Source organism: Brevundimonas sp. VNH65 (assembly GCF_049445955.1).
Lineage (GTDB): Bacteria > Pseudomonadota > Alphaproteobacteria > Caulobacterales > Caulobacteraceae > Brevundimonas.
This window is the reverse complement of record NZ_JBMSDX010000001.1, coordinates 196,382-212,536: the sequence shown is the minus strand read 5'-3', so window position 1 is coordinate 212,536 and position 16,155 is coordinate 196,382. Positions and strand designations below refer to the sequence as shown.

The 16,155-nt window shown below is 68.8% G+C and carries 13 protein-coding genes and 1 tRNA gene; 9 read left to right on the top strand and 5 right to left on the bottom strand.

All coding sequences use genetic code 11. The annotated features are described in order from the left end of the window. Positions 1–94: 94 nt before the first annotated feature. The 3 genes from ACO2Q1_RS01025 to lipB all read right to left on the bottom strand — a co-directional run bounded on the left by ACO2Q1_RS01025 (position 95) and on the right by lipB (position 4,104). Entirely contained in the window at positions 95–1,582 is a 1,488-nt protein-coding gene (locus tag ACO2Q1_RS01025) for a hypothetical protein (RefSeq protein WP_423327684.1), read from the bottom strand. A gap of 141 nt (positions 1,583–1,723) precedes the next feature. Beyond that, positions 1,724–3,283, bottom strand: a complete 1,560-nt coding sequence (locus ACO2Q1_RS01020; protein WP_423327683.1) for an ATP-binding protein — start codon at positions 3,281–3,283, stop codon at positions 1,724–1,726. 62 nt (positions 3,284–3,345) lie between these two features. Further along, a complete protein-coding gene (lipB, locus tag ACO2Q1_RS01015) occupies positions 3,346–4,104 on the bottom strand; it encodes a lipoyl(octanoyl) transferase LipB (RefSeq protein ID WP_423327682.1) in 759 nt (252 codons plus the stop codon). A 72-nt stretch (positions 4,105–4,176) separates the two neighbouring features. Here lipB and ACO2Q1_RS01010 point away from each other — a divergent pair, with 72 nt between their 5' ends. The 8 genes from ACO2Q1_RS01010 to ACO2Q1_RS00975 all read left to right on the top strand — a co-directional run bounded on the left by ACO2Q1_RS01010 (position 4,177) and on the right by ACO2Q1_RS00975 (position 10,860). Then, complete coding sequence (locus ACO2Q1_RS01010) at positions 4,177–4,428, top strand: FliM/FliN family flagellar motor switch protein (RefSeq protein WP_423327681.1); 252 nt, start codon at positions 4,177–4,179, stop codon at positions 4,426–4,428. Between the two features lie 66 nt (positions 4,429–4,494). After that, positions 4,495–4,579: transfer RNA gene (locus ACO2Q1_RS01005), tRNA-Leu, on the top strand. Between the two features lie 128 nt (positions 4,580–4,707). Then, complete coding sequence (mgtE, locus tag ACO2Q1_RS01000; RefSeq protein WP_423327680.1) at positions 4,708–6,117, top strand: magnesium transporter; 1,410 nt, start codon at positions 4,708–4,710, stop codon at positions 6,115–6,117. A 69-nt stretch (positions 6,118–6,186) separates the two neighbouring features. Then, positions 6,187–8,088, top strand: a complete 1,902-nt coding sequence (locus tag ACO2Q1_RS00995) for a glycoside hydrolase family protein (RefSeq protein ID WP_423327679.1) — start codon at positions 6,187–6,189, stop codon at positions 8,086–8,088. Positions 8,089–8,145: 57 nt separating this feature from the next. Continuing rightward, positions 8,146–9,309, top strand: a complete 1,164-nt coding sequence (locus tag ACO2Q1_RS00990; RefSeq protein WP_423327678.1) for an isovaleryl-CoA dehydrogenase — start codon at positions 8,146–8,148, stop codon at positions 9,307–9,309. Then, positions 9,306–9,926 (top strand): hypothetical protein, encoded by a 621-nt coding sequence (locus ACO2Q1_RS00985; protein ID WP_423327677.1) that lies wholly within the window; start codon positions 9,306–9,308, stop codon positions 9,924–9,926. The genes ACO2Q1_RS00990 and ACO2Q1_RS00985 overlap by 4 nt, the downstream gene beginning before the upstream one ends. A 34-nt stretch (positions 9,927–9,960) precedes the next feature. Continuing rightward, positions 9,961–10,146, top strand: a complete 186-nt coding sequence (locus ACO2Q1_RS00980; protein WP_423327676.1) for a DUF3008 family protein — start codon at positions 9,961–9,963, stop codon at positions 10,144–10,146. Positions 10,147–10,218: 72 nt separating this feature from the next. Then, positions 10,219–10,860 carry an exopolysaccharide biosynthesis protein gene (locus ACO2Q1_RS00975; protein ID WP_423327675.1) on the top strand — a complete coding sequence of 214 codons (642 nt, stop codon included), beginning with the start codon at positions 10,219–10,221 and terminating at the stop codon, positions 10,858–10,860. A 3-nt stretch (positions 10,861–10,863) separates the two neighbouring features. Here ACO2Q1_RS00975 and ACO2Q1_RS00970 read toward each other — a convergent pair whose 3' ends face one another. Next, positions 10,864–12,702: an AMP-binding protein gene (locus ACO2Q1_RS00970; protein ID WP_423327674.1), complete on the bottom strand. Its 1,839-nt coding sequence runs from the start codon at positions 12,700–12,702 to the stop codon at positions 10,864–10,866. 137 nt (positions 12,703–12,839) lie between these two features. On the opposite strand from ACO2Q1_RS00970, the gene ACO2Q1_RS00965 reads away from it, so the two are divergent. Then, positions 12,840–13,835 (top strand): winged helix-turn-helix transcriptional regulator, encoded by a 996-nt coding sequence (locus tag ACO2Q1_RS00965; RefSeq protein WP_423327673.1) that lies wholly within the window; start codon positions 12,840–12,842, stop codon positions 13,833–13,835. A gap of 15 nt (positions 13,836–13,850) precedes the next feature. On the opposite strand, the gene ACO2Q1_RS00960 is transcribed toward ACO2Q1_RS00965, so the two are convergent. Next, positions 13,851–16,055 (bottom strand): TonB-dependent receptor, encoded by a 2,205-nt coding sequence (locus ACO2Q1_RS00960; protein WP_423327672.1) that lies wholly within the window; start codon positions 16,053–16,055, stop codon positions 13,851–13,853. Positions 16,056–16,155 lie beyond the last annotated feature (100 nt).

Sequence of the window (16,155 nt, the reverse complement as noted above, 5' to 3'; positions counted from 1 at the left end):
CCAGATAGGCGCTCAAGCAGCGAATGACCGCGTCAGGAGCGGTAGCGCCCCCCGAACACGGCGCTGAAGCCGCGAGCGATAGCGCCCCTTTTCCTTACTGGAACAGGGTGCCGACCCAGGTCCGGACGGCGGCTTCGTCCGCCGGGTTGCCCGTGTAGGCCAGGCCCTGAGCGGGCTTGAAGCCGGTGTTGGACGGACGCTGGCGCGAGGTCCAGGCCTTGTGGCCGTAGCTGAGGTCCGAATAGTTCGACGGCAGACGCTGGGTGGTCTGTTCGATGAAGATCGAGTCGGTCGAGGTTTCCGAGCCGGCGATGCGGACGTTGGGCAGGCGCTGCAGCAGGTCCAGCGTGTCCAGGCAGCCGCCGGCGCACCCGGCGTCGACCAGAACGACCACCTGTCCCTGCACCGGATTGGGCGCGCCCGTGTCGGCCACCGGCGGGCGGCCGGTCAGAGTGAAGGTCCGCTGACCCGAGGCCATGGCGGCGTCCATGGCCGCGATGATGGCGCGGGTCTCTTCGATCACCGGCATCGATTCCTGGACGAAGCGGGGATCGGCCTCCATCCGGCCCAGGGTCTCGGCGTACCACTGGCGGTTGCCGGCGGTGGCGCGATAGGTGATCTCGCCGGCGGCCGGCTGGCGGCTGACGGTGAATTCGGGGGTCCAGATGCGGTTGGCCAGGCCATAGCCGCGCGTGGTGGAGTTGTAGGACTGGCCGCGCGCGCCGCGCAGGTCCAGCACGAAGCCCTGGGCGCGCAGGGTCGCGGCCTGGGCCTCGACCTGGGCGTTGAAGGCGTCCCAGCCGGCGGCGTCGGCGAACGAATGGGCATGGATCCACGGGCGGCCGTTGACGCTCTCGATGGCCAGCGGCTGGGCCGGCGCGACATAGACGGTGGCGCGATAGGCCGCTTCCAGATCGGCGATCTGGACCGGCTGGTTGGTCAGGCGGAATTCGCGCGCCCGACGGCTGTTGTTGATGCGGAAATTGCACGCCATCGGCATGCCGGCCGTGAACGGGTTGTTGCGGTTCCACAGCAGGAAGGGCGCGCTGCGCACGCGGCCGGCCTCGGACGTCAGGTCGGCCTCCCACTGGTCCAGCTTCTCCTGCGCCAGATCCTCGGCGGACTTGCCGGCGCAATCGACCAGTTCCGCGCCGACCGGCGGCGTGCTGCGAACGCCCGGCTTGACGTAGGTCACGACGTATTTGCCGTCGCGCCAACCCGTGGTGAAGCCCGGCCAGCCGATAGCGAAATAGGGGCTCAGCCCCTCGAAGCTCGGCGTCATCGAGATGTTCGAGTCGCGGAATCCGCCCGCATAGTAGCGCATCAGATAGGCGTGGCTGTCGCCGCTGTTGACCTGACCGGCCTTGGCCATGGCGTCGGCCAGACCCGTGTCGATCCAGCTGCGGAACGGGGCGCTGGCCTGCCCCTGCACGACCGCCGCCGGGTGGTTGGCCTGGAGGGCGTCATGGGCGGCTTGCAGATCCTGGCGGGCGAGCGCGCGGAAGTCCTGAGCCTGGACGGCTCCGGCGGACACGGTCAGGGCGAGAACGGCCGTCGAGGCGGCGAGCAGGCGAGACAACACGGGGAGCGCTCCAGATAATCGGTCGCGGGAAGAAGGCTTGCGTTAAACCTTTCTCGACCCCGCTTGCCAACCCCTGGCGACCGGCGAAAGCTGACCGTGCGACAATCTCTCCCGTCCGGAATCGGACCCGGCGTCGTCCGATCAGGCAGATTCGGCGGCGATCACCTGACCGATTCCGTCCAGCAACCGCTCCGGCGTCACCGGCTTGGCGAGATGCAGATCGGCGCCGGCCAGACGGGCGTCGCTGCGGTGCCGGCCCATCGCATTCGCGGTCAGCATGATGATCGGCGTCGGCCGCGCCCCGGCCTCGGTCTCCCGGCGCCGGATTTCACGCGTCGCCGCCAGACCGTCCATGACCGGCATCTGCATGTCCATCAGCACGACATCGAACGCCCCGGCCTCGAAGGCTTTCACGGCGGCGGCGCCGTCCTCCACGGTTTCAACCTCGGCGTCGACGGCCGCCAGGATCAACTGCACGACCTGCTGGTTCACCGGATGATCCTCGGCCAGCAGCACCCGCAGCCCCGTCGGCACGACGGCGGCCGGGCGCGGGCCGCCGCTGGTCACGCTGTCATCGCGGGGCAGCGACAGGGTGAAGGTGAAGCGGCTGCCGCCGCTCGGGCGTGACTCCGCCTCGATCGCACCGCCCATCAGATCGGCCAGGGCGCGACAGATGGACAGGCCCAGGCCCGTGCCGCCGAAGCGGCGCGTGATGCTCTCGTCCGCCTGGGTGAACCGCTCGAACAGCTGCGCCATGAAGGCCGGATCGAACCCGACGCCGGTGTCGGCCACCTCGAACGTCAGTCGCTCCATGTCGCCGTCCGCAACGAGATCGACGGCGATCGACACGCGACCGGCGTCGGTGAACTTGACCGCGTTGGACAGGAGGTTGGTCAGAATCTGGCCCAGGCGCGTGCTGTCGCCCAGCAATCTGGCGTCGGCCACCCGATCGGCGACGGTCAGATCAAGGCTTAGTCCCTTGGCCCGGGCCTGAACCTCGTGCGGGGCCACGGCCGCCATCACCGTGTCCGCCAGCCGGAAAGGCGCGGCCTCGACGGTCATGCGCCCGGCCTCGATCTTGGCCATGTCCAGCAGATCGGACACCAGCCGCTCGAGAGTGGCGCCGGACTGGCAGATCATGCCGACCAGGCGTCGCTGCTCGTCCGGCATGTCCTGACCGGCCAGCAGACCGGCGAGGCCCAGCACGCCGTTCAGCGGGGTGCGGATCTCGTGGCTCATATTGGCGAGGAAATCGCTCTTGGCGCGACTGGCCGCCTCGGCCGCAGCCTTGGCCTCGACCAGGGCGCGTTCGGCGGCCACGCGGTCGGTGACGTCCCGCGCGACGCCATAGATGCGGTCACCGAAGCGATGCGCCCGCCATTCCAGCGTGCGATAGGAGCCGTCCCGGTGGCGGTAGCGGTTGATCTGGCCGTGAACCGGGCCGCCGGGTCGCCGGGTCTCGACCTCGACGACGCTGTCCAGCGTCGCGGCGAGGTCGTCGGGATGCACCAGCCGCAGAAGGGGGAAGCCCTCGAGTTCGTCGGCGCGCCAGCCCAGGACGGTCTCCCAGGACTTGCTGGCCTTGAGAACCAGCCCGTCCATGTCGCGGATGACCAGCATGTCCAGCGACACGTCGAAAAAGGTGGTCAGATCGACAGACGGATCGGCCTGGCGTGGAACCGCCGCGGCAGCCGCCGTCATCGCACCCATCGCCAACCCCACATTGGAACGCCAACCTGAGCTGCGAGCGTAAACCGTGGTTGTTAAGCGCGTATTTCGGGCGCGACCGATTTTACGACAGGGCCGAAAATCTTCTGGAAGGCCGACTTCAGGGCCGCATCCGCCTCGTCCATCGTCGCCGGCACGCCCAGGTCGACCAGGCTGGTCACCCCATGCTCGGCGATGCCGCAGGGCACGATGCCGGTGAAATGCTCCAGCTCCGGCTCGACGTTCAGGCTGATCCCGTGAAAGGTGACCCAGCGACGGACCTTGACCCCGATGGCGGCGATCTTGTCCTCGCGCCGCCACAGACCGCCGGCGCCCGGACCTTGCGGATCGGCCGGACCCTTGCGCTCGACCCAGACCCCGACCCGGCCGTCACGCACGCCGGCCTCCACGCCGAAGGCGTCCAGCGCCAGGATCAGCCACTGCTCCAGCCCGCGCACCAGCCGACGCACGTCGCGGCCCCGCGCATTGAGGTCCAGCATCACATAGGCCACCCGCTGGCCGGGCCCGTGATAGGTGAACCGGCCGCCTCTCCCGGTGCGGTGAACCGGGAACCGGCCGGGGGCCAGCAGGTCGTCGTCCCGGGCCGACACCCCGGCCGTGTAGAGCGGCGGATGCTCCAGCAGCCAGATCCGCTCCGGCGCACGGCCCTCGGCGATGGCGGCGACCCGCGCCTCCATCTCGGCCACCGCGTCCTCATAGGCGACGGGCGCCGGCGCCACGACCCATTCCACCGGCGCGTCGTCGAGCCGAAACAGGGTGGACCCCTCCGGGATGTTTAACGGGTCGGCAATCATGCGGCCTCAATGTGGGGGCGGATCGCGGCGCGCAACAGTCCTTATCGACGCCCGACCAAGCCAGAGCCCGTCTTGAGCCAGATCAACGCCGTCAATGTCGAGATTTCCGTCGTGTTGGGCCGTTCGGTCCTGCCGATGGCGCAGCTGTTGAAGATGGGTCGCGGCGCCGTCATTCCGCTGGACGCGTCGGAGAACGACGAGGTCTGGATTCTGGCCAACAACCATCCGGTGGCGCGCGGCCAGATCGAGATCCGCGACGACCGGATCGCCATCACGGTGACCCGGCCCGCCGACGTCTACGACTTCGCCGCCGGTCAGGCCTGACCCCGCCGCGCCGCTTTCCTCTTTTCTTTCCTCACGACCTGCGCTATCGCCCCGCCTCCGATGCGAGCGGTCGTGGCGGAATTGGTAGACGCGCAGCGTTGAGGTCGCTGTGGGGCAACCCGTGGAAGTTCGAGTCTTCTCGACCGCACCATCGCCAAGTCAAAATCGGTCCTGACCGGCCTCGCCGGACACGTTTCAGATTTTGACCGGGATCGAGGCAGAATCAGGGATAGATTTCGGCTCCTACCAGGCTGGACATATCGAGAGGGAGGCGACCGCGTGAGCGACCAGACAGCCACTCTCGACCTTGACGTCATCGAAGATCACGCCGCGCTGGACGAGGACTATGTCCTGACGCCGGGGTTCGTCGAAAAGGTCGTGGACGCGGCCGACGACGGCGACGGCATGCGGCTGCGTTCGCTGCTGGAAGACCTGCACCCCGCCGACGTCGCCGACCTGATGGGTTTCCTGACGGCCGAGCATCGCGCGGTCGTGGTGCTGTGGCTGCCGCCGGAACTGCTGGCCGAAACCCTGCCCGAGCTGGATGACGGCATTCGCGAGGAGGTGCTGGAGCGGGTTCCGCACGGCACCCTGGCCGAGGCGCTGCAGGAGCTGGATTCCGACGACGCCGCCGCCGTCGTGGAGGAGATGGAGGACGACCAGCGCGAGAAGGTGCTGTCGGCCATGCCGGCGCCCGATCGCGCCGCCATCGAGACCTCCCTGGCCTATGACGAGGAATCGGCCGGCCGCCTGATGCAGCGCGAGGTGATGGCCGCGCCGCAGTTCTGGACCGTCGGCGACACCATCGACCACGTCCGCTCCCAGAGCGAGGACCTGCCGGAGCTGTTCTTCGACATCTATGTCGTGGATCCTGTCAACCGCCCGGTCGGGGGGGTGGCGATCAGCCAGCTGTTGCGGGCGCCGAGGGCGACCCTGCTCAGCGACCTGATGGAGCCGATCAACGAGATCGCCGTCGATCAGGACCAGGAAGAGGTCGCCTACATCTTCGAGAAGTATCACCTGATCTCGGCGCCCGTCGTCGACGCGGGCGGGCGACTGGTCGGCCAGATCACCGTCGACGACATCGTCAACATCATCCAGGAAGAGAACCGCGAGGACATCCTGCGCCTGGCCGGCGTCGCCGACGAGGATCGCGGCTCGTCCGTGCCCGAGATCGTGCGCGGCCGCGTGCCCTGGCTGACGGTCAACCTGATCACCGCCGCCCTGGGCGCCAGCGTCATCGGCCTGTTCGAGGGCACGATCCAGCAGATCGTCGCCCTGGCCGTGCTGATGCCCATCGTCTCGGCCATCGGCGGAAACGCCGGCACCCAGGCCATGACAGTGACGGTGCGCGCCCTGGCCACGCGCGAGCTGAACTCGGCCAACGCCATGCGGACCTTCGTGCGCGAGCTGATGGTCGGCATGGCCAACGGCCTGGTCCTGGCGCCCCTCATCGGCGTGGCGGCCGCCCTGTGGTTCCGGGACGAGGACTGGCGCATCGGCCTGGTCATCGCCGGCGCCATGGTGCTGAACCTGCTGGTGGCGGCCTCGGTGGGCATGCTGACGCCGCTGACCCTGTCGCGCCTGAAGTTCGACCCGGCCGTGTCCTCGGCGGTGTTCGTCACGGCGACGACCGATTTCTTCGGCTTCCTGATCTTCCTCGGTCTCGCGACGATCGTCCTGCTGTAAAAGGACGGCGCGGGAGTTGCGTGTTCCCGTGACGGGCGACCCCGCCTGTGCCGATTTGGGTCAATTGCCGTGTCCGACGCCGCCAGTCCCCGGATGAAGATCTCCCGCGAGGGGGTTCTGCTGATCAAGAGCTTCGAGGGCTTTCGGTCGCGCGCCGTCGCCGGCCCTGACGGCGGCTGGATCATCGGCTACGGGCACCGGGCGTCGGCTCGCGAGGGGGCGTCGGTCAGCGAGGCCGAGGCCGAACTGCTGCTGCAATACGATCTGATGCCGGTCCAGGCCGCCCTGTCCCAGGGCCTAACCCGTGAAGTGAACCAGCATCAGTACGACGCCCTGGCCAGCTTCGCCTTCTCGGTCGGCCCTGACACCTTCCGCTTTTCCGACGTCCTGACGCGGTTCAACGCCGGCGACGACGCCGCGACCGCAGAGGCCCTGGCCGGCTGGCCGGAACCGGTTCGTCGCGATGTCGGCCTGCGCCGTCGCGCGGCCGAACGGGCTCTGTTCCTCGCCGACCCGGCCCAGCCCGTGGCCCTGGCCGACCTGCTGGCCGCGCCCCTGCCGATTCCCGTCGCGCCGGAGCCGACGACCCCTGAGGCGCCGGTCCTGGCGGACGCTGCACCCAACGACGCCGACGCGGTCGAACCGGCTCCGGTTGAGGGAGGGATCGAAGCCCCGTCAGAGGCGGCCCTCGCTACCGCAGACGCAGACGCAGACGCAGACGCGAAGGTCGACGGTTCGGCCGCCGATGCCGAGAGCGCGGTGGAGACGGCGCCCCCGTCCGATGACGTGTCCCAACCGGCCGCCGCAGACGCGCCCGCCGTCTCGACCGAAGACGCCGAAGACGGCGCCTCGATGACGGAATCGCCCGAGGCAGCCGCCGTGTCGCCTGACCCGGAGCCGGCGGCCGAGGCCGACACCCCCCCTCCCCTCGCCGACACGCCCGTGGAAGCGTCGGTCGAGGCCGCCGCAGCGGTGACCGACATCGTGGAGCCGGCGCCGGTCACTCCGGTCTTCTCGCCGCGCTACATGGCCTATTCCGGCACGAACTTCGGTCCCTTGCCCACGGCCAACGACGACACGCCGCAAGGCGACGCCGACCTCACGCCCGAGGCCGCGACGACCCAGGTTGCGGAAATCGAGCCGGCCGTGATCGAGGCCGTCGAGAACGCGCTGCCCGTCGCCGAGGCCGCCGAGGCCGCGACCGAGGTCGAGCCCGCGCCCGAACCCGTTTCCGTCGAGGCCGAACTCCTTCCTCAGGTGGAAGCCGAAGCCCCGACGCCCGCCGCGGAAGCGCCGGAGGTGGAGACGCCTGCGGTCGATGCGCCCATGCTCGAAGCGCCAGTTGTCGATGCGCCCGCCGTCGATGCGCCTGAAGTCGAGACCCCCGCCGGCGACATGGAGCCGCTCGCTCCGCCCGTGACGCCGACCTGGGCGGCGCCGTCGGTCCAGGCCCCGCTGGTCCTGCCCGAGGCCCCGGGGGCCGATCCGTTCGCCAATGCACCCCAAAGTTCGACCCTGGGTTCGACCCTGACCTCGCCGCCGCCCGCGCCGGCGCCGCTGGTCTGGCCGGCCCTGAACGAGGACCTGGGCGGGCCGACCGACAGCGCCGGACTGGCGACGCCTCGCCTGGTCTGGCCGCGCGACGAGGCCGCGCCCGTCGCTGCGGCGCCGGGCCTGTTCGAACAGGACAGCGGCGAACTGAACCTGTCCGGCGCCGGTCCGGCCTGGGGGGAGCCGTTCGACCCGAAGCCCAATGTCTTCGCCTGGCGCAAGGTCTGGGCCTATCTGGTGATGGGCGGGTTCGGCCTGGTGTCGCTGGCCATTTCCATGGCGGCGTTGCGACGCGCCTCCCTGGCCAACACCGACGTCGGCGGCATCCTGGCCATTGCGGGTGTTCTGGCGCTGATCGGCGCGGCCTGCGTCGGGGTGTCGGCCTACAACATCTATCAGCGGATCACCGACGACCGCTGAGGTCAGTCGGGGGCGACCCTCTCGCCGGTCGGCGCGGCTTCGTGCTAACCCGGCGGCATGAGCATTCCCTTCGCCCCCCAATCGATGGATTTCGGCCTCGGCGAGAACGCCGACATGATCCGCGAGACCACCGCCCGCTGGGCCGCAGACCGCCTGGCGCCGCGCGCCGCCAAGATCGACGAGACCAATCAGTTCGCCCGCGACCTCTGGCCCGAGATGGGCGAGCTCGGCCTGCACGGAATCACCGTCGAGGAAGAGTTCGGCGGCCTCGGCATGGGCTATCTGGAGCACGTCGTGGCCATGGAGGAGGTCTCGCGCGCCTCCGCCTCGATCGGCCTGTCGTACGGCGCCCACTCCAACCTCTGCGTCAATCAGATCCGCCGCTGGGGCAGCCCGGAGCAGAAGCAGAAGTATCTGCCGAAGCTGATCTCCGGCGAACATCTCGGCTCGCTGGCCATGTCCGAGGCCGGCTCCGGCTCGGACGTCATGTCCATGCGCACCCGCGCCGAGAAGAAGGGCGACCGCTACGTCCTGAACGGCACCAAGTTCTGGATCACCAACTCCCCCACCGCCGACACCCTGGTCGTCTACGCCCGCACCGGCGACGGCAACGGCGGCGTCACCACCTTCCTGATCGAAAAGGGGATGAAGGGCTTCAGCGTCTCGAAGAAGCTGGACAAGATGGGCATGCGCGGCTCCGACACCGCCGAACTGGTGTTCGAGGACTGCGAGGTCCCGGAAGAGAACGTCATGGGTCCCGTCGGCGGCGGCGCCGGCGTCCTGATGTCGGGCCTGGACTATGAGCGCACCGTCCTGTCGGGCGGGCCGCTGGGCATCATGCAGGCCGCGCTGGACGTCGTCCTGCCCTACGTCCGCGAGCGCAAGCAGTTCGGCAAGGCCATCGGCTCCTTCCAGCTGATGCAGGCCAAGGTCGCCGACATGTACGTCGCCCTGAACTCGGCCCGCACCTATGTCTATGCGGTGGCCCGCGCCTGCGACGCCGGCAAGACCACCCGCTACGACGCGGCGGGCGCGATCCTGCTGGCCTCGGAGAACGCCGTGAAGGTGTCGCTGGAGGCCGTCCAGGCCCTCGGCGGCGCCGGCTACACGAAGGAATGGCCCGTCGAACGCCTGGTCCGCGACGCCAAGCTCTATGACATCGGGGCGGGGACCAATGAGATCAGGCGGTTCCTCATCGGGCGGGAGCTGCTGGGGTCATGACGCCGTCGCAGGAACGGCTTTCCCGCATCCCAGGGGCCGTTCTCGACGACCTGAAGCGCCGGTATGCGGAGCCTCAGCGTCACTATCACTCGTGGCTCCACATCGCCGCTTTGCTGGGCTGGTTCGACCAGCGCGCAGCGGGACTGTTCAACGCCGACGCTGTCTTCCTCGCCGTTCTGTTTCACGACGCGATCTATGACCCGAAGGCCAAGGACAATGAGGCCGCGAGCGCACGACTGTTGGCTGCGACTGCTCTACCCGGCTGGGAGCAGGATGCTATTGACCGCGCAGTCGTCCTTACGGAGGCCACAGCGGCCCACCGAATTCCCGACGACCTGGCGCCGCAAGAGCAAGCAGACCTGGCCGAGTTTCTGGACATGGATCTGTCGATCCTCGGCGCCTCGTCAGCGGCGTTCGACGCCTACGATCGCGCCATCCGCAAGGAATATCGCCACGTCCTCCGGCCGCTCTACGAAATGGGTCGGCGGAAAATCCTGGCGGGCTTCCTCAAACGCGAGCACCTCTATCTCAGCGATTGGGGCCGCGCTTCCTTCGAGGCCAGGGCGCGAGACAATCTGGAACGCCGGGTCGGCGTCGGTCGCCGGAACCCGACCTGAGTCTCAAGGATTGGGTAGGTCAAAGGAGCCGCCCATGCCCGCCAAATCCGCCGCACAACAAAAGGCCGCCGGCGCCGCTCTTTCGGCCAGGCGCGGCGACACGCCGAAGTCGAAGCTGAAGGGCGCGTCGAAGTCGATGGCCGAAACCATGACCGAAAGGCAGCTGGAAGAGCTCGCCCACACCAAACGCACGGGAAAACCCGAGCACGTCAGGAACTGACGCTGGCGTCACGGCGCGTCGCATCCTAAGTGTCGGCCGGACCAGATGGGTCCCCCTGGTCCCCCGTTTCGCATGTCCCTGATCCACCCTTCGCCCGCCGCCTCGCACCGGACCTTTTCCGAGGTGCTGGAGTCGCTCGGCCAGGGCGACGATCCGAAACTGACGCTGGATGAGGTGGTCGAGGCCTTCGGTGATCGCGGCCTGGGCGCCCTGATCCTGGTCCTGACCCTGATGGCCCTCCTGCCCTGGCCGCCGGGCGGCAAGGCGGTGTTCGCCGTGCCGATTATCCTGCTGGCCTTTGAACTGGCGATCCAGCGCAATGAGGTGTGGCTGCCGCGCTGGGCGCTGAAGGCGTCGCTGAGCCGGGTCGCCTATCGTCGGGCGGTGTCGCGTGTGCTGAAGCCGATCCGCTATGTCGAGAACCTGACCCGGCCGCGTCTGCCGATGCTGACAGGTCCCGGGCCTGAAATCCTGATGGGATCCGCCTGCGTGCTCCTGGCCGCCGTCATGGCCCTGCCGGTGCCGTTCGGGGACATGCTGCCCGGACTGGCGATGCTGTTCTTCGCCCTGGGCGTTATGCAGAAGGACGGCGTCTCGGTGCTGATCGGGGCCTTCTGGACCGCCGCCACCGCGGCCTATCTGTTCCTGATCTGGAAGACGGTGGTCGAGATCGTCCAGGCCGTCGCCGGCTGGGTCGCCCACCTGTTCGGCTGACCCTCAGACCACGATCACCTCAGGCCCCGCCGACCGGGCGAAGAGGCGGTCCACCGCGTCGGCGCGGCGGCGCACGACGGCGGATCGATTGATCGAGCCCTTGTCCGACAGTTCCTGTCCGGCGACGCTGGGCGGCTCCTCGAGGAACATCAGACGCCCGACGCGTTCGGTCTGGCCCGGATGGTCCGCGTTGTGGCGGACCAGGCCTTCGCGCACGGCTCGCGACACGCCGTCCGGTCCCAGTCGCGTCCACGCCGCGGCGTCCGCCCAGACCAGCAGACCCAGCTGCTCGCGACCGTCCCCGCACACCACAAGGTCGCGGATCAGACCCGGACAGGCGGCCAGGATCAGACCGCGCACCCGCCCGCCCGAAACGAAGGCCCCGTTGCCCAACTTGAACTGCTCCCCCGTTCGGCCGGCGAAATACAGGCCCTGCAACGGATCGTCTCGGTCGTGAAAGTCCGCCAGATCGCCCATCCTCAGCCAGCCTTCCTCGTCGAAGGCCTCGGCGTCGCGGGCGGGATCGTTGAAATAGCCGGGGGTCACGCTGGCGGCCTTGACCCGGACCTCATACGCCTGCCCCGCCGGAACCAGCTTCAGCTCGGCGCCGGGCACGGGCAGGCCGATCCCCACCTTGTCGCTCTCCCACCAGGTGTAGCTGATCGCCGAGCCGGTCTCGGTCGAGCCATAGCCGGAGACGAAGACGAACCTCTGGCCCGTGGTCTGGACCGCCAGCTTCTGAAAGCGGTCGTGCAGGGCCTGCGGCAGGCCGGCGCCGCCGAACAGCATGGCCCGCAGTTCGCGGAAGAAGACCCGGCGCAGCGCCTCATCCATCTCCAGCGCGTCGGCCAGCAGCGAATAGCCCAGCGGCATGGTGCCGTAGAACCGCAGCGGCAGCTCGCGCAGGTTTCTCAGGGTCTCGCCGAAGGCCTCGGCCGTCGGCCGCCCGTCGTCGATATAGAGGCTCCCGCCCAGGTGGCTGATGTTGGTCAGTAGGGACGACCCGGCGATATGGCTCCAGGGCAGCCAGTCCAGAACCTCCCCGTCCCAGGCGAAGGCGTCGCCCATGGCCTGGAACCCGCTGGCGGTGTTGCCGGTCATCATGGCCTGGGTGTGGATCACCGCCTTGGGCAGACCGGTCGAGCCGGAGGTCAGCAGGTAGCGGGCCGGCGCCGTCGGATCGAGCTCGTCGATGCGGGCGCCGATCCCGGCCACGTCCGGCCGATCCAGCACCTCCGAAAACTCGACGGCGTGCGGCCCGACGGCGGCGGCGTCGCCCGCCACGATCACGGCGTCGGCAGGCGCCACCGCGCGGATCGCCTCGGCGAACACGTGGCCGTGCTCGGCGACGATGACGCCCGGCCGGATCAGATCGACCACATGGCGAAGTCGGGAGAAGTCGTCCCCCGCCCCGAGGGTGGAGTAGTTCACGCTGACCGAACAGACCGGGACGCCCGCCGCCATCGCCCCGAACAGCCAGCAGGCGTGTGCGGGCGAATTCTCCGACAGGATCAGCACCGGACGCTCCGGCCGCGCCCCCCTCCGGATCAGCCAGGCCGCGATGGACGACGCCCGGCTGCGCCCCTCGCCATAGGACAGGCGCGCCCAGTCGCCTCGCCCGCCCGCGCCGTCCGGCTCGCGCCGCGCGATCCAGGTGCGATCGGGGTCGCGATCGGCCCATCGCCAGAAGGTCTTCAGCAGGTTCCGCTCATAGGGCTGGAGCGCCGCCCTGGCCGACAACACCCGTGATCCATCTGGCCGATCGGTCACCACCAGACCCACGTCCCCGAAACGCACGGGCCGGCACGGCGCCGCGCGCCAGTCCATCTCCGCCTGCGTCATGCGCCTCTCCCAGTTGAGCCATGGGTCGCCCTTACGCCACCGGCCTAGGACCTTCCCACGTAACTTGCAAATCAGGATTTATCGGACGCCGAACGGCCTCGGTTTCCCCTTGCTGTAAAAGACCGTAAAAGGCGTCGGTGACTGACGCCCCGACCGAATCGGCGACCCCGGCCGCCGCAGCGCCCTCCACCCGCGACCTGATCATGGGCAATCCGACGGCGCGCGCCTTCGCCATCACCGGCGACGCCTGGACCCAGTTGATCCTGCGCGAGGCCTTTTACGGCGCACGACGCTTTTCGGTGTGGCGCGAGCGCCTGGGCATTCCCCGCAGCGTCCTGACCGACCGGCTGAATCGCCTGGTCTCCTCCGGTCTTCTGGAACAGCGCGGCGCTCCCGGATCGGCGACGCGGATGGAATACCGGCTGACCGAGATGGGGCTGGACATGTTCGGCGTCGCCGTCATGCAGGGTCAGTGGGAACGGAAATGGGCCCGCTCGCCGCTTCAGGAACGGTATCGGCTGTCCTTCTTCGACCGCAAGACGGGCGAGCGGGTCACCCCGGCGATCTTCGATCATGAGCGCGGCCACCCCGTCGATCCCCGCCACGTCCGCTGGGAAGCGGACGAAGGGCTCGTGCCCATTCCGCCTCCGACCAGCCGTCGTCGCCGCACCCAGCCGGTGGAGACTGATCGCCCGATCATCGACCGGTCGACGGACATCATGGGCGACTACTGGAGCTGGGCGGTGCTGGCGGCCGCCTTCTTCCGCCTGCGCCGCTTCGACGAGATTCACGAGGCCCTGGGCGTCGCCACCAATATTCTCGCCGATCGCCTGAACCGTCTCGTGCTGCACGGCGTGTTGCGCAAGGAGTTGTACCAGAAGGCTCCGCCGCGCTTCGAATACCGCCTGACCGACGCCGGACTGGACCTGTTCCCGATCATCATGGCCATGCACGGCTGGAGCGAGCGCTGGCTGTGCCCGGACGGCGCGCCGCTGCACCTGATCGACGCCGAAACCGGCGAGCCGATCCGCGCCGTCGTCTGCGATCTCGCCACGGGCCGCGCCCTGGACCCGCGCGACATCCGCTGGGAGGTGGAATCGACGACGGCGCCGGGCGAACCCGGCGCCGCCTGATCCGGCCGGCTGACGTCAGAAGCGTTGCGACAGGCTGACCCCGAACGACCGGGGCGCGCCGAACACGCTGAAGCCGATCCCCACATTCTTGATGATGTGGGTCTGGTACTCCTCGTCGCCGAGGTTCTTGCCGTAGACGGCCAGCTTCAGCCCGCCCGCCGTCTCATAGGACAGATAGGCGCTGGCCAGGCCGTGGGCTGGCGACAGGACTTCCGGATTGTTCGACGGGTCGAAGAAGAAGTCGTCCTGCCACTGATAGTCGGCGCGGGCCGCCAGAACGCCCCCGGCGACGTCCCATTCGCTGTCGATGTACAGGGTGTACTGGCTGTCCGGCGACCGCGGCAGGGTCAGACCGTTGTAGGGCAGGACCTGCGCCCCCGACACGGCGTTGGACGTGTATTTGGCGTCCAGGCTCGTATAGGAGCCGCCGATCGTGATGTTGGAGCTGACGGCCAGGGCCGTCTCGATCTCGAAGCCGTTGACCTCGGCCGAGGCGTTGGACGTCACCAGGTTCAGGCCCAGCAGTTCGTAGACCTGCAGATCCTGGTAATCCAGCCAGAAGGCCGCCGCGTTGAACCGCAACCGGCCGCCCAGAACCGTGGACTTCAGACCCAACTCATAGTTGTCCAGCAGCTCGGAACGGATCGGCGTGGAGGCCTGCAGCGCGCTCTGGGCGGTCGAGACGAACGACCCGGCCTTGTAGCCCCGATCATAGCTGGCGTAGAGGCGCACGTCGGGCAGGGGCTCGACCGCCAGGGCCACCTTCCAGGTCGGCTCCTCGAACGTCGCATCGCCCGCGGCGGTGTACGGCGCGCCGCCCGGCCCAAGGGGAATGCCGGCGGGCGGACTGGCGCCCCGGTCGTTGTCGATCGCCACCTGGGTGATCTCGCGACTGTCGTGGGTCCAGCGGGCGCCGAGGGTCAGCTCCCAGATCTGGGCGAACGGGATGTTTGCCTGGCCGAACACGGCGTAGCTGGTGTTGGTCCCGTTCTGCAGGAAGTCGACGTCCCCGCCGAAGTTCGGCGGCGCGATCGGCAGGGCGGCGTTGACGATGAAACGCTCGCCCCGCCGCACCTTCTCCTTGAAGCCATAGACCCCGGCGACCCAGTTGATGGTCGACCCCGGCTTGGACGTCAGGCGGAACTCCTGGCTGAACTGGCTGGCCTCCTCATTGGCGCGGTCGTCGATCATCAAGGGGAAGCCCGGGAACGGCAGGCCGCCCAGGTTGTCACGCCAGCTGTAGTTGTTGTCGCGATAGGAGGTCAGGGAGGTGAAATCGAACGCCTCCGCCTCACGCTCGACACGGGCCGTGACGCCGTAGTTGGTGCGCCGCTGATAGTTGTCCGGCGACGAATAGCTCTGGCGCACGTCCAGGCCGCTGCGCAGGCTGTTGATCAGGGCGACGAACGCCGGGGCGGTGGACGCCGTGGTCACCGGGATCCGGGCGTGGCCGTCCATGTCGTCCTCGGAATAATCGAGGCCCACCACGAACTTCCACGGTCCGGTCGTATGCAGGACCGTCCCGCGCAAGCCCCAGGACGTTCCGCCCTCGAGACCTTCGCCGGTCGGCACATGTTCGGCATAACCGTCATTGGTGGTGTAGCGGAACGCCAGGCGCCCGGCCGTGTTCTCGTCCATCACCCGGTTGATCACGCCCTCGACGCCGTATTCGCCGAAGCTGCCGGCGCGGGCTGTCAGGCTGGTGGTGTCCTCGAAGGCTGGCCGGTTGGTGTAGATGTTCAGCGCCCCGCCCGAGGCGTTGCGGCCGTACAGCGTCCCCTGCGGCCCGCGCAGCACCTCGACGCGCTGGATGTCGAGGAAGGCCAGGGCGCTGGCGCCCGCCCGGCCGATCGAAACCTCGTCGATGGAAACGCCGATCGAGGGGTCGCTGGCGGCCGAATCGCTCGTGGTGCCGACGCCGCGGATATAGACCTGCGGCTCGCCGATATTGAACTGGGTCAGGGTCACGCCGGGCGCCTTGCCGACGATGTCCTGAATACCCGTCGCGGCCGTGCGCTCCAGGGTCTCGGCCCCGAAGGCGGTGATGGCCACCGGCACCTCCTGAAGCGACTGTTCGCGCCTTTGGGCCGTGACGATGACCTCGTCCAGCATGGTCGCTGGGTCATCCTGAGGCGTCTGTTGAGCCTGGGCCGGCGCGGCGAGGCCGGCGGCGAGCATGAGCGTCGCTGCGGACGCGGCTGTGGCGTGGATCCGTTTCATTCCTGATTTCCCTCCCCGGGACGCCGTCTTCCGTTGGCCGGACTTGACGTTGCAAAGAGAAGCTTGCACCAACGGACCACTTCTGCAAGTCTTTTTACGA